Here is a 15,302-nt window from a genome sequence, read left to right on the forward strand (position 1 = left end):
GAAAGCTTAGTTGCTTTTGCGTGAAAGCTTAGTTGCTTTTGCGTGAAAGCTTAGTTGCTTTTGCGTGAAAGCTTAGTTGCTTTTGTCTGAAAGCTTAGTTGCTTTTGCGTGAAAGCTTTATTGCTTTTGATGCTCTCATCAGGTGCTTTCTAAAAAAATGTGCCAAGCAATCAATCAAAAGCTTAGGAGTTTTTGATGCACTAATTAGAAGTTTCCCAGAAAGGATACTGAGCAATCGAAAAAAAGATACCGAGCGATCTTGCGATCGCCCGGTATCTTTTGGGCCACCATTCGGCAACTTCTTTTGCGTGGCACCTAAATGGAGCAGAAACATCCCCTCAAGCGAATGCTTTATCTCTAATAGTTCTCTTGCGGTAGTCAGTTTGTGCCAGAGAGTCGATGGAGGATTTTCCTGCGATTTGGATGTAAACACCCTTAAGAAAGTGTATTACCAATTTGGAAGAAGTCAATTAGTTTTCGATGGAATCTATCATGAGGAAGAAAAATTCAGTATGTAAGGAGGAGAATTTCTTACGTACTCTTCAATATCGAGGCTCCTCACAAGAGAGCTAAAACAGCCTCCACACAAAAGCGACAAAAGAAGTCATCAGAAAGCCAAGTAAGAGAGGCAAAAAGGCTGAGATAGCTGTCCACTTGCCACTCTTGGTCTCCTTGTAAATTGTGTATAAGGTGGTGCTGCAAGGATTGTGCAGCAGGCTGAATAGCATCAAATTGACACCGGTCAGCAAGGTCCAACCTCCCATATCGAATACTTGTTTGGTGATATTCTCATCTTCAAACATCACTCCAGCTCCGGCTCCAATTTCCGTATTGCCTGTCACCAAAAGAGTTAGCATCAGTATTGTGGGGATCACAATCTCATTGGCTGGTATGGCTAAAATATATGCCAGCAATATGACTCCATTCAACCCCATTAGCCAGCCGATACCATCCAGAGAATGAGCCAATCTGGCAGCTATACTGAGATCTCCAATCATGATGTTGGAAGAAAGCCAAATAAGAGCACCGGCCGGAATGGCGAAGATAATTGCACGCCACAGAACGATAAGTGTACGATCGACAAGGGATGTATAGAGTGTTTGCCAAAACTGTGGAGGCCTGTATGGAGGTAACTCCAAGTGAAAAGTGGACACCGAGCCTTTGAGCAATGTGCGCGACAAACTCCATGAAGAGAAAAACATAAAAGCGATACCAAGCAATGCAACAACAACTACAGCTCCGATAGAGGCCGTAGCACGAAAAGCTGCAGGCACCGAAGCCCCTATATAGAGAGACGCGATGAGGATTTGCAAAGGCCAGCGACCATTACAAAGGGAAAAATTGTTTGTCACAATAGCAATCAGCCTCTCTCTCGGGCTGTCTATAATACGAGTGGAAACGACCCCGGCAGCATTACAGCCAAACCCCATTGTCATTGTGAGAGCCTGCTTGCCGTGTGCTCCTGATCGACGGAACAATTCATCGAGGTTAAAGGCGACACGAGGCAGATAGCCAAAATCTTCGAGCAATGTGAAGAGAGGGAAAAATATAGCCATGGGAGGCAACATCACCGATACCACCCAAGCTGTGGATAAATAAACCCCGTCGATCAAGAAGCCGGTGAGCCACCATGGGGCCCAAGATTCAAAAAGCCCTCTCAACCAGGGATGCCCCTGACCCACCAATAGCTCTCCTAAGAAGGAACTCGGATAGTTGCTTCCTACAATAGTGAGCCAGAGGACAGCCACTAACATCAACAGCATAATGGGGAAGCCCCACAGCCGGCTGGTGAGGATGCGGTCCAGTTTTACATCCAAAGGAGCTCGTCCATTGGCATATTCGTAGCGAATAATACCCTCGCATAGCGATACCGATTCTTTGTAAAGACCTTCGGTTAATTTATCGTGCAGATCATCTCCCAGTTCATCACCTAATTCACCAGCTCGAGCAATCAAAGCCTTCCAACGAACTGAATCGGCTAAAAGCTGCCCGGATAGAGCATATCCCTTACTAAGTCGATCTATTACTTCATCATCTCGTTCGATCAATCGATATGCCAACCAACGTTTATGTCGGTAGTCAGGGAGAATTTCGGTCAGTTTATCAACAATCTCGCCGACTGCAACTTCAGAAGCCCCTTCGAGAGGGTTGCTTCGATAAGGCTTACAACGAATTTCCTCATGAGCTAGCCCTGCGATTGTGGATAATAGCCCATTTATTCCTTCTCCCGATCTGGCAGAACAACCTACCACCGGTATTCCCAACCGTTTCCCCAATGCTCTCAGATCAATGTCCACCTTATTACGCCGGGCTTCATCCAGTAGGTTGATACACAGAACGACTTTGTCGGAAATTTGCATCGTCTGCAATACCAAATTAAGGTTACGCTCCAATCTGGTAGCATCAGCTACAATCACTGTTACATCAGGGTTTCCGAAAAGAATAAAGTTCCTTGCTACTTCTTCATCTTCAGAGGTGGAGAGCAGAGAATAGGTTCCCGGCAAATCCACAATCCGATACTCATCTTGCCCATAGGCATATGCACCTTCGGCCCTCTCTACGGTCTTACCCGGCCAATTCCCAGTATGTTGTTTAAGCCCTGTCAGGCGATTGAAAATAGTGCTCTTACCGGTATTGGGATTCCCAGCGAGAGCAACTGTATAGTTGCCTCGCCTGCTCTCCGAATCTCCCAATTGACGCAAAGCATCTCCTTGTGAGCAACCGGAACAGGAAGACGATGTACAAGTCGATTTATGTATCATAAAGGATTTTTGTTTGCTGATATAGGCCTGACTCGGATATGAGCTGCTTGATCATGTCTCAAGGCAATGGTGCTACCTCTTACCAAGTAGGCTGTAGGGTTTCCCAAGGGGGATCTCAAATCGATACTTACAATGCTTCCGGGCACGAAACCAAGGTCTAACAACCGACGCCTACCAGCTCCTCGGTATAGGTCGCTGATGCCTACAACCAGAGCTCGTGTACCGGAGGGCAGTTGATGAAGTCGAATACAATCGAGTTCCTCAGATATAATGGAAACATCCAGAGAGGTAGAGACTGTAATCTGGGAACGCATGACCGGGGACAGTAGGTATTTTTTCCCCTCAAAAAGGATTTGCAAACCATCTTGTGTTTCTTCCAGTAGCTGCAGAATAGCCCCGGGATACAAACCTATCTTCACTAGTTTGAGGAAAGCATCTTCCGGCTCATCCTCCATGTGCAGAATACGTGCGTAACCCGGGATTTGCATTTTCCCTGCCAGAGACTGTCCCTTAGCTATCGGCATATGACCGTCTTTCGTTGGGATAGGATCTCCATGAGGATCAAATCGAGGATTACCCAATAGACGTGATATACGCTCTTCTTCTGCTTCATCCATGGCATGCTCCACTCTCTCGGCTTTACTGTGCCACTCTTGAGGGGCAAAGCTCGAATGCTCGGCCAGATAAGTTTCGTACAATCTGTGCCTGCGAATGAGAACTAATGCTCGTTGGCGACCTTTCTGAGTAAGCACGAGATTCGAATCGATATCAGCATAGTTCCGTAGGTGCTCTATTGCTGCTGCCAAGATCTTTTGGCTGCAGCCTATTTCGGACGCCATTCTGGTCAGTCTCGGCCTGCGCCCCTCTTCTTCGTGGTGAAAAAGTAGCTTCAATATGTCTTCTGAGACCTCTTTGAGGTAAGGCCTCTTGTCAAAAAGAGAAAAAAAGAAACTCCTCTTTTTTCTGCTCCCTGTTGATTGACGATTCATTCGTATCTGTTTTAGGGACAAAAATATAGAACTCTATCTCCTCCAGTATCGCTATTCTTAGGGATTTATAGAGGGAGTCTTGCTGTGGGAACCGATTTGCAAAGCAATTTGTTCGGCTGCGAAAAGATTCTGTAACCCCAACCTCTCACCCAAAAGGTAGGGAACCTCAACAATGCAGACTAAGGACTAAGGTAGAGGGCATCTCTGCCATTGCATCCACATCATTGGTCGAAAGGAAGTTCCAACGATTACGGCTGAGTATTATGAAGTCGTAATCCTGCAAGATTGATGTAGTTGGGAGTAACTCTGCTGACAGCAATGATTCTGTACCGTGCAGTTTCCCTTGCAGATCTATTTGTGGGGAGGTTGGCAAGATACTTAGTTTGGCTCCATTATTTTCTGCCATTGTTCTGGCATATGGTAGCAATTTGATATCGCTTTCCTCCCCTATCTGCAGGAGAATGTTTTTGGGCTGACTAAACCCTCTATCTATGAGTACCCCCACTGAACAAGAGACATGGGAAAAAAAGTAAGACATCTTGTCCCGAAGCATTGGAGCTGCTGCCAACAGACTCTCTCCTGCTGAGACTCCTATACCTCCGATACGCCTTTTCAGGCGAGAGCGACGAGCCTCTACCTCACGATGACTCTTGAGACCGGAGTGTTTCACGCCTCCTCCTACCAATAGCAAACCATAATTACCCTCTTCAGCTACTTCAACAATCATTTGTTCCGGATGATCGGATAGCTCATACTGTGTCTTAAGCTTTGTTCCCAACCGCTGGCTTTCCTCCAACATTGGAGTAAAGCTTGATTCCTTAAACCTGGCTGCCATAATAGGATTGGTTTCAGCATGAGGGGTAATATGCAATGCAGTTACATCCGGTATGATGTCTTTCCCTCTTCTAGTCAATTGATCAGCCAATCTGAGCAATAGAGCTCCCGAAGCTGGGCGGCCAAAAGAGATGAGCACTTTGGCCGATTGGTATACTCGATTTACATTGCTCAGGCGTTTCTTTCTTTTTTCCAGCCTACGGTATCCTGCATTGATTAGACTAATTAGAGGTGTTGTCATGAAGGTAGTAACCAATGTCATCAGTACCAAGATTGTGAATATCACTGGAGGCAAAATGCCCAAGTCGAAGCCTAAGGCGAGAACAACCAATTCCATAAGCCCTCGTGTATTCATAAAAGCACCAAGATATAGACTGTCTTTCCGTGTCTCACCTACAGCTCTTGCTGCTACGTAAGTACCCACTACCTTACCGAATATAGCCACCAGAGTAAAAATCAAAAACAAGATCCATAAAGAAGCAGTATTGATCAGTCCTACCTGAGTTGCCAACCCTGAACTGGCAAAGAAAAGAGGAAGAAAAAAGCTGAGAGAAACATCTTCTACCTTCTCAGTTATGAGATGACGGAACTTCAAGTTGTCGGGCATCACTAAGCCCATGATAAATGCGCCAAAAATGGCATGCATACTCAGAAGATCTGTAACATAGGAAGATACGATAAGCAGGATGAATATAATCCCGACCATGGATTTACCCACCACCTCCGTATTGTCATAGATTTTGCTAACAAAGGAGAAGAAAGGCCGTATGACAAAGAACATCACCAGCAAATACAGCAAAAGGAAAACGAAGTTGTACACGGAGCTGAGCATACTGCCAGAAGAAGAAATCGCCATGACAGCTGCCAAAATAAGCCAAGCTGTAATGTCCCCTGTAGCCGCGGTGTTTAGTGCCAAACTTCCTAGGTGAGTACGTCCAAGGCGGCGCTCCTGTATGATTCTTGCCAGTACAGGAAAAGCGGTAATGCTCATGGCTACTCCTACAAACAGGGCATAGGGGAGAAATGAAGTTTGAGACATGGCATACTGCTCATAGGTATAGAAGCTCAACCACACACCTAAGGCAAAAGGCAAGCAGATACCAGCATGGCTGATGATCAGAGAAGAGCGGAACTTTTGCTTTACCTCTTTTAGGCTAAGCTCCATGCCAATAGCGAACATGAAGAGAATAAGACCAATCTCACTTAATAGCCCAATACTTCCGAGACTGTGCTCGGGAAAAAGAAATTGGAAAGCCTCCGGCCAGACAGCTCCCAAAAGAGATGGACCAAGGATGATACCAGAAAGAATCTCCCCAATAACGGTTGGCTGACCTATTCGATTGAATATCCAACCCACAAAGCGGGCAACTGAAAGGATTACTATAATCTGCAGCAGCAATAGCCCTATCGGGCTAATTGTATGCTCTGCTACGGAGTCTGAAAAAGAATCAAATGCAGCGATCCAGCCATATTCTCCGGAGGTAGACTCTGGATGGACAGCTCCCACAGACTCGACTGACGAACCTAACCTAATACCAAGAATGATGGCTAAGGCACATACCACAAGAGTGAAAACATAGAAGATCACCTGCTTCCACATCGCAGGTCTGCTTGTCAAAGAGAGGTTACCGTCTTTTATTTCTTTCACCTTATTCCGATTACTTTCAAATTATACTGTCTTGTAGAGGAAGGTAGCTATGAGGTAAGCCAACTTATACATTAAATCGGAAGTGCATAATGTCTCCATCCTGCACTACATAGTCTTTGCCTTCGACATTCATCTTCCCGGCTTCTCGAACAGCAGACTCCGATCCAAGGGCTATATAGTCTTCATACTTGATTACTTCAGCACGAATGAAGCCCTTTTCAAAATCGGTATGGATCACGCCAGCACATACGGGAGCTTTGGAGCCTTTGTGGTATGTCCAGGCTCGCACCTCTTGTTTGCCGGCAGTAAGGAAGGTTTCCAAATCCAGAAGTTTGTATGCTGACCGAATAAGCCTGCTTACACCACTCTCTTCCAATCCTATTTCGGCAAGAAACATTTGCCGTTCTTCGTAAGTCTCAAGTTCAGCTATTTCACTCTCTATTTTGGCTGCTACAACCAATAGTTCGGCTTGTTCTTTAGCTATAGCTTGGCGAACTTGCTCCACATATTGGTTCCCGGAAAGAGCCGAAGCCTCGTCCACATTACATATATACAACACAGGCTTGGCCGTAAGAAGACATAAATCTTTGGCTACCTTGAGTTCATCTTTCGTCTCAAAAGATACGGTACGGGCGTTCAATCCTTGTTCCAAAACGTCTTTATACCTCAACAACACCTCGCAAGAGAGTTTGGCCTGTTTGTCCCCACCTGTCTGAGCTTGCTTGTAAACTTTCTGCAGGCGACTCTCCACAGTCTCAAGGTCTTTGAGCTGTAGTTCGGTATCTATAATCTCCTTATCACGGAGGGGATCTATACTTCCATCCACATGCGTGATATTGTCATCATCAAAGCAACGCAGCACATGCAAGATTGCATCAGTCTCACGAATATTTGCCAAAAACTTATTGCCCAATCCTTCTCCTTTGCTGGCGCCTTTGACTAATCCTGCTATATCAACGATTTCCACGGTGGTGGGGACGATGCGTTCAGGTTGAATGAGTTCGGCCAACTTATTGAGCCGTTCATCAGGAACAGTGATGACACCGACATTAGGCTCGATAGTACAAAAAGGGAAATTAGCCGACTGAGCTTTTGCATTAGAAAGACAGTTGAACAAGGTACTCTTACCCACATTGGGTAAACCAACAATACCACACTGAAGAGACATATCCGATTTCTTTTGTATTGACTTGATTATGGAGGACAAAGATAGGAAGAATGAGACCTTTACAAAAAATGCCGGACGGAAATCCTTGCTATTCCGTCCGGCAGATTGCTATAAGGCAGTCGGAACACCCGACCTCAAAATTACGCCCCAATAATTATTTACTTAGTTGCTTGTGCATGGCAGCAGCAGCTTTGCGCCCATCGCCCATCGCGAGAATTACGGTGGCTCCTCCGCGCACAATATCTCCACCTGCAAAAATGGTAGGAATATCTGTTCGGTTCTCTTCATCCACCAAGATCGTTCCCTTAGGAGATATCTTTAAGCCATCTATTGAGCGAGGAATAAGGGGATTGGGAGATACACCGATACTTACGATAACCTCATCTACAGCTATCTCTTCTATGGCTCCAACAATCTCTACCGGTTTGCGACGTCCACTCTGGTCAGGTTCCCCAAGCTCCATTTTTTGCAGGCGCATGGCTCGCACCTTTCCCTTGTCATCGGCGAGATACTCAATCGGGTTATGCAGGGTCAGAAATTCTACCCCCTCTTCCTTGGCATGCTTCACTTCTTCCAGTCGAGCAGGCATTTCCTGTTCAGAACGCCGGTATACGATCATAGCTCGGTCTGCCCCAAGTCTCTTGGCTGTACGCACGGAGTCCATAGCCGTATTGCCACCGCCTATTACAGCCACATTTTTACCCTTGAACACAGGTGTGTCACTATCACTATCGGCTGCATGCATCAGGTTGACACGGGTGAGATATTCATTAGAAGACATCACTCCAATGAGGTTTTCTCCAGGGATATTCATGAAATTGGGCAATCCGGCTCCGCTTCCTACGAACATTCCGGAGAATCCCATCTCCACAATATCATCATAGCTCAGTGTACGACCGATAATTGTGTCATTCTCAAATACAACCCCCATTCGTTCTAACAGATCTATCTCACTCTGTACAACACTATTGGGCAATCTGTATTCAGGAATGCCATACTTGAGCACTCCTCCTATTTCATGTAGGGCTTCAAACACAGTCACACTATAGCCGAGCTTGGCCATATCTCCAGCAAAAGACAACCCAGCAGGTCCACTGCCCACAACTGCAATACTTTTTCCGTTGGATTCAGCCATTTGCGGTAGAGCTATCTCTCCATGTGTGCACTCATAGTCTGCTGCAAAACGCTCCAAATAGCCAATTGCTACCGCTTCTTTCTTAAGCCCTGTGGTGTATATACAACGGCTCTCGCACTGCTTTTCCTGTGGACAAACACGCCCACATACGGCTGGCAAAGAACTCGTCTCACGCAAAATTGCGGCAGCCTCAGCAAACTCACCTCGCTCGATATTTTTGATAAAGTCCGGTATACTGATGCTTACAGGGCATCCTTCCATACATCCGGGTTTGGGACAGTCCAAGCAGCGTTTGGCCTCTGCCATTGCTTGCTCTTCGGTAAGTCCCAAGTTCACTTCCTTATCCAGTTGAGTTGCACGATAGGCCGGATCCAACTCCGGCATCACAACCCTCGGGAGTTGCATACGCTCCTTGTTTTTCATCTTATTGCGTAGCTCTTCGCGCCAGGCTTCGGCTCTACGCATAGCCGTATGAGTGGTCTGTGTCATTGCTCCAAACTCTTATAAGCGCCAAGGCGCATGATCATTTCATCAAAATCCACCTTATGAGCATCAAACTCAGGTCCGTCTACACAAACAAACTTAGTCTTACCATCTACCGTGATGCGACAGGCTCCACACATCCCCGTACCATCCACCATGATTGTATTGAGGGATGCAATTGTTGGGATTTCGTATTTCTTTGTCAGAAGAGCTACGAACTTCATCATTATGGCAGGGCCTATAGTCACGCACAAATCGACTTTTTCTCTCTGTATCACAGATTCTACTCCTTCAGTCACAAGTCCTTTATGGCCATAAGAGCCATCGTCTGTCATGATGATAACTTCGTCGCTATTGGCCTTCATTTGCTCCTCCAATATTACAAGCTCTTTGGTTCGTGCAGCCAACACTACGATAACTTTGTTACCTGCCTTATGGAAAGCCTCTACAATAGGCAGCAGAGGAGCTACTCCCACACCTCCCCCAGCACAAACGACAGTACCGACCTTTTCTACATGTGTGCTTTTACCCAACGGTCCTACAATGTCATCTATGCAATCACCTACTTCCAAGGCACAAATCTTCTCAGAGGAACGACCTACGACTTGTATTACTAGAGTGATTGTGCCACGGTCCGGATCCGCAGCTGCGATGGTAAGAGGTACGCGCTCTCCTTTGGGTCCCGTACGAACGATTACAAAGTGTCCAGCACGTCTGGCTTTGGCTATGCGTGGAGCCTCTACTACCAACTTCACAACCTTGGGAGAGAAATACTCTTTCTCGACAATCCTATTCTTCATAATAGCTGTAACAAGTGAAAAATCGACAGTATTTAATATTCTAAATTGACGTCAAAGGTAAGAATAAAGACTAGATAAGGCGAACACAGCCCCAAATGATTTTTTTTGCAGTTAATGCAAAGCTTGCTATTCTTCGTTGGTTGTTTTTGATATGGAGCAAAGCAAGCAACATTTGGTATTCGCATCTACTCCGAATCGCCTATCAGCTACCAATCCGGGAACCCAAATAGGAGTATTGTCTGAGCATAACAGATCCATATCTCGTTCTTGAAGAGGGTATTTGCAATCAATCAGTAGCTTAGAGATCTTTTTCGAGCCTTTCATACCAAAAGGATAGATCTTTTCTCCTGCTTGTTTAAGGCGTAGAGAGAGCTGTCCCAATTTGTTGTAATCGAAAAGAGCCATATTGAGGGGAAGACGGAGAGATGCTCCAAACATTTGTCGGTCAACTATTCTCCAACATAGTTTCAAGTCCTTGTTGTGAGGAAATAGACATTCTCCCTGCTCTGTATTGTTTATAGGGATGAGAATTTCTTTTACATCATGCTGATCCAATAGAGAAGCCAATGGGTAGATATGCAGAGAATTTGTACTGCGCACCAATCGATGAGTTGGTGAGTCATATACGGCTCCAGATGAATTGGAAAGGCGTTGGTAAATATCTCGAATCATCACTCTGGAGAAATGAGCCGGACGGAGAAGTTCAAAAAGGAATGTAGGGACAGAGGCGGAAGATAGAACTTCTTCCATTGATATTTTACCTTCCCTGTAAAAGCGAATCACCGACTCTGATAACTGCTCCTCAAATATATCTTCAACTCCTTGCAGGTTATCTATGGTTCGATCTATGGCTTTTTCTACAGAAGGATTGATTTCTTTGAGTAGAGGGATTAGGCGATGCCGCACGAAGTTCCGTTTGTAGGTCGTATCTGTATTGCTTTTATCTATACGATAGTCTTGATCAATATCTGATAGATATTCCTCTATTTCCTTCCGACTAAAATGTAATAAGGGACGGAATATGCGCTGTTTGCTCCATGTACGCATCGCTGTGAGACCTCGTAGGCCGGTACCAGCTGTCAGATTTAGTAATAGCGTCTCTATATTGTCATCCCGATGGTGTGCCAAAGCCAAAGCGGAAGCTTGTCTCGATTGCATTAGTTCTTCAAACCAAGTATACCGCAGTTTGCGAGCAGACATTTCTATGGAAATGCCATGTTTTTGGGCGTAAGAAGTGGTGTCAAATGTTATGTGACGAATAGGGATATCTAAATCCTGGCAAAGCTTCTGGACAAAAACTTCATCCTCTTCACAGTCTCCTGGTCTGAGGCTAAAATTACAGTGCGCTGCTTCGACAAGGCAGCCCAGACGATACAGACTTAACAGCAATGCCACGGAATCGGCCCCTCCACTTACTCCCACTATTATCAGGTCTTGGACTCGCAAGCCTGCCTGATTCAACTCCTTTTTTATCTGCTTCTCTATCGCTTCCGTATGAGGAGTATGGATACCTTGTTGCATATTTATTGGACAAAAAGAAAGGCCCCATCGAGACATATTCCCCAAGTTTGGAGGATATGTTTCGGTGGGGCTATGTTATTGTAAGCTTTCAGATAAACCGCAAGGAAGAAGTCTCTGTATCTCCGTAAGAGAGACTCAATCTTGTTTTTTATCGGCTTCCGAAGCAATTAACTCTGGGTCAATCATGATGCGACCACAGTATTCACATACAATAATCTTCTTGTGCAGCTTAACATCAAGTTGTCGCTGCGGAGGAATCTTATTGAAGCATCCGCCACAAGCCCCTCTATCTACTGGCACAACAGCAAGACCGTTGCGAGCACCTTTTCTGATTCGCTTGAATGCCAAAAGGAGACGTGGCTCAATTTGCTTTTCCAATTCTTTTGCTTGATCATGGAGAGTCTCCTCGTCTTGTTTCGTTTCGGAAATGATGGCATCTAATTCGCTCTTTTTAGCTTCCAAGTCGCTCTTACGCTCTTCGATATGCTCCTTGAGCGATGCTATCTCAACCTTGCGCCCCTGTATCTCAGCATTATTCTCTTTCAGCTTTTTTTCTGACAATTGTACCTCTAACTCCTGAAATTCGATTTCCTTTTGCAGGTTGTCGTATTCCTTGTTGTTGCGCACCATATCAAGTTGAGCCTTATACTTCTCGATCAAGTCCTTTGCTTTTGAGGCTTTGGTTTTTTCTTGGGTTACAGTTGCGGAGAGCGTTTTGTTGTCTGCGGTAAAATTAGCCAAACGTGTCTCCATACCGGCGATTTCGTCCTCAAGATCTTGAACCTCCAACGGAAGTTCCCCTCTGAGCTTTCTTATCTTGTCGATTTCAGAGAGTGTTCGCTGTAGTATTGCCAGTGCAATTTGTTTTTGTTCTACTGTGGTTTCCGGTTTGTCTGCTCCTGCAGTCTGGGTCAGTGGGGTTTCGTTTGTTTTAGCCATCAGTATTGTATTATAGATAATTTACCGGGTTACTTATTCGTACGCTAATGCGAATCGCAAAGTTAGGGAATTTCTGCAATAATGTACGTTGGAAAAGTTCCGTTGCATATTGTTCAGTCTCGTAATGACCTGCGGTCACTAGCATGGGACCATCGACAGCATCGTAGAAATCGTTGTATTTAGCTTCACCGGTGAGAAATATGTCCGCTTTTTTCTGCATTGCAGATTTATACATGAAAGCTCCAGATCCTCCACAAATAGCCACCCTCTGTATCAGTTGATCGGGAAATTTTGGTCGACTATAGCACAGTCGATCTGCAGAAAGTAGCCTTTTGATTTGATGCAAAAACTCAATGTAAGGAATAGGGTGGGGAAGAAGACCAATAAGGCCTCCTCCTTGTGTATCCCAACTATTGTCGAGAGAGACTATGTCAAAAGCCGGTTCCTCATAGGGGTGTGCCTTACATAGGACCTCTACAATTTGGCTCTCTTTGTGTGCCGGGAATATCGTGCTGATGCAAGTCTCCGGTACAACGCAGAGTTTCCCCTCTTCTCCAGTGTGAGGATGCGTCTCTTGTCCAGGACGAAAAGAACCGAGACCTTCTACCTGATAACTACAACAGTCGTATGCTCCGATTTCTCCAGCTCCGGCTTGCCAGATTGCATTTTGAACAGATCGGATATGATTTGCAGGTACAAATGTAACCAGCTTACGTAGCTTATTCTTCAATGGAATTAGTGGCAGACAATTCTCTAGTCCTAAATGTTCTGCCAGAATACTGTTGATCCCTGGCAAAGCATTGTCTGCATTGGTATGAGCTGCGTAGACATGAAGGTCATGGCGTGCAGCCAGACGGATACTCCGCTCTATGTAAGAAGAATTTCCAAGCCGCTTGACAGCATTAAAGAGCAGGGGGTGGTGTGTCACCACCATATTGCAACCCGTTTCTATAGCTTCGGTCAATACAGCTTCGTCGACATCGACAGCAATCAGGATACCTGTCACCTCTGCCGATCGGTCTCCTATTTGCAGACCGCTATTGTCATAGCTTTCTTGAAAAGACAGGGGGAAAGCCTCTTCTAGACAATCTACAATGTCGGATACTTTCATTATTTCTGTGCTATGACTTCTAAAGCCAAGTCTTGGAGCTGCTCGGCATCCAATGCAGAAGGTGCATCTATCATTACATCCCGTCCCGATGTGTTTTTGGGGAACGCAATGCAATCTCTAATGGAGTCAAGGCCTGCAAAGAGTGATACCCAGCGGTCCAATCCGTAAGCGATACCACCATGAGGAGGTGCTCCGTATTTGAAAGCATTCATCAAAAATCCGAACTGCTCTTCTGCTTTTTCGGGAGTAAATCCCAATACATCGAACATCTTTCTCTGTAGCTGTTTGTCATGTATCCGGATCGATCCTCCGCCAACTTCCACTCCATTGATAACCATATCGTAGGCGTTGGCTCTTACTTTTCCCGGATCTGTCTCCAACAGAGGAATATCCTCTGCCTTGGGAGAGGTGAAGGGGTGGTGCATAGCATAGTATCGGGCCGTTTCCTCATCCCATTCCAAAAGAGGGAAGTCCACGACCCAAAGGCATTCGAACTTGTTCTTGTCCCGAAGACCCAATCGCTGAGCAACTTCCAGCCGCAATTCACAAAGTTGCTTTCGCGTTTTCATCGGATCTTCTCCACACATTAATAAAATCAAATCCCCTTTCTTAGCCTGCATTTTATCGGCTAAGCGCAACAAAATATCCTGGTTGTAGAACTTGTCTGCGGAGCTCTTTACTGATCCATCTTCTGTCACTCGTGCATACACCAATCCTTTGGCCCCTATTTGAGGTCTTTTGACATATTCAGTGAGCTCATCAAGTTGCTTACGAGTGAAAGATGCTGCGTTAGGAGCTACTATTCCCCCAATGTAGGCTGCAGTGTCAAATACCCCAAATCCATGTCCCTGCATGATATCTTCCACTTCTACAAAGTGCATGTCAAAACGAAGGTCTGGTTTGTCTGACCCGTAAAGTTTCATAGCATTAGCCCAAGTAATCCGGGGGAAACGATCGGGCAAATCGACATTGCGTAGCTTCTTGAAAAGATGACGTGTCATCCCTTCAAAAGTGTTGAGTATATCCTCTTGTTCCACAAAACTCATTTCGCAATCTATCTGCGTAAACTCAGGCTGGCGGTCTGCCCTGAGGTCTTCGTCTCGGAAACATTTTACAATCTGGAAGTAACGATCCATTCCTGCCACCATGAGCAACTGCTTGAATGTCTGAGGAGATTGAGGCAAAGCATAGAATTGTCCTTGATTCATGCGAGATGGAACGACAAAATCTCTGGCCCCCTCAGGAGTTGATTTGATCAGGACAGGAGTTTCAACCTCTATAAAATTCAAGCTATCCAGGTAGCGTCGAACTTCAAGACACATCTTATGTCTAAGTTCTAGATTTGAACGCACAGCTGACCTGCGTATATCCAAATAGCGGAATTTCATCCTCAAATCATCTCCTCCATCCGTCTCATCTTCTATTGTAAAAGGAGGCGTTTCGGACTTATTAAGCACTATCAGCTTATCGACGATGATCTCAATCTCTCCTGTCGGTATTTGGTTGTTGATACTTTGTCTCTTGATAACAGTACCTTCCGCCTCTATCACGTATTCACGGCCAAGATGCTCAGCCTGTTCCATCATATCAGAAGAACACCCTTCTGCATTAAAAACGAGTTGGGTGATTCCATATCGATCTCGGAGATCTATGAATGTCATCCCTCCCATTTTTCGGCTGCGTTGTACCCATCCGGCAAGTTTTACTCTCGTATCGACATCCGTCAGGCGAAGTTCGCCACAAGTCTTTGTTCTGTACATATATCTATTATCTTTTACTCTTTTATTGGAAAGAAAGTTGCATAACATAACTCATGGGCATAATACCCCCTTATGGTGAGCTTCTTCATTCGGATCATATCAAAGTCTTCCTGTAAACAGAGATCCTATGGGCTTCTTACATATCACCGATA

At 45.4% G+C, this 15,302-nt stretch carries 10 protein-coding genes; all 10 read right to left on the reverse strand.

All coding sequences use genetic code 11. The annotated features are described in order from the left end of the window. Positions 1-569 precede the first annotated feature (569 nt). A complete protein-coding gene (gene feoB / locus B5D48_RS03135) occupies positions 570-2,762 on the reverse strand; it encodes a ferrous iron transport protein B (protein WP_023937754.1) in 2,193 nt (730 codons plus the stop codon). Further along, on the reverse strand, positions 2,759-3,751 hold the full coding sequence (locus tag B5D48_RS03140) for a metal-dependent transcriptional regulator (RefSeq protein WP_023937755.1): 993 nt from the start codon (positions 3,749-3,751) through the stop codon (positions 2,759-2,761). The genes feoB and B5D48_RS03140 overlap by 4 nt, the downstream gene beginning before the upstream one ends. Positions 3,752-3,917: 166 nt before the next feature. Further along, on the reverse strand, positions 3,918-6,233 hold the full coding sequence (locus tag B5D48_RS03145; RefSeq protein WP_023937756.1) for a cation:proton antiporter domain-containing protein: 2,316 nt from the start codon (positions 6,231-6,233) through the stop codon (positions 3,918-3,920). 64 nt (positions 6,234-6,297) lie between these two features. Beyond that, complete coding sequence (gene ychF / locus B5D48_RS03150) at positions 6,298-7,401, reverse strand: redox-regulated ATPase YchF (RefSeq protein ID WP_023937757.1); 1,104 nt, start codon at positions 7,399-7,401, stop codon at positions 6,298-6,300. Positions 7,402-7,555: 154 nt separating this feature from the next. Beyond that, positions 7,556-9,025: an NADPH-dependent glutamate synthase gene (gltA, locus tag B5D48_RS03155; protein ID WP_023937760.1), complete on the reverse strand. Its 1,470-nt coding sequence runs from the start codon at positions 9,023-9,025 to the stop codon at positions 7,556-7,558. Beyond that, the gene (locus B5D48_RS03160) at positions 9,022-9,819 is read right to left on the reverse strand and encodes a sulfide/dihydroorotate dehydrogenase-like FAD/NAD-binding protein (protein ID WP_023937761.1); all 798 of its coding nucleotides are present in this window, start codon (positions 9,817-9,819) and stop codon (positions 9,022-9,024) included. The genes gltA and B5D48_RS03160 overlap by 4 nt, the downstream gene beginning before the upstream one ends. A gap of 126 nt (positions 9,820-9,945) precedes the next feature. Next, positions 9,946-11,340, reverse strand: a complete 1,395-nt coding sequence (tilS, locus tag B5D48_RS03165; protein WP_023937762.1) for a tRNA lysidine(34) synthetase TilS — start codon at positions 11,338-11,340, stop codon at positions 9,946-9,948. Between the two features lie 135 nt (positions 11,341-11,475). Further along, positions 11,476-12,279 (reverse strand): zinc ribbon domain-containing protein, encoded by an 804-nt coding sequence (locus B5D48_RS03170; RefSeq protein WP_023937764.1) that lies wholly within the window; start codon positions 12,277-12,279, stop codon positions 11,476-11,478. 10 nt (positions 12,280-12,289) lie between these two features. Further along, the gene (locus B5D48_RS03175) at positions 12,290-13,390 is read right to left on the reverse strand and encodes a Nif3-like dinuclear metal center hexameric protein (RefSeq protein WP_023937765.1); all 1,101 of its coding nucleotides are present in this window, start codon (positions 13,388-13,390) and stop codon (positions 12,290-12,292) included. Then, entirely contained in the window at positions 13,390-15,150 is a 1,761-nt protein-coding gene (gene aspS / locus B5D48_RS03180; RefSeq protein ID WP_023937766.1) for an aspartate--tRNA ligase, read from the reverse strand. The genes B5D48_RS03175 and aspS overlap by 1 nt, the downstream gene beginning before the upstream one ends. Positions 15,151-15,302: the final 152 nt, after the last annotated feature.

Source organism: Porphyromonas crevioricanis (assembly GCF_900167225.1).
GTDB classification, from domain to species: domain Bacteria; phylum Bacteroidota; class Bacteroidia; order Bacteroidales; family Porphyromonadaceae; genus Porphyromonas; species Porphyromonas crevioricanis.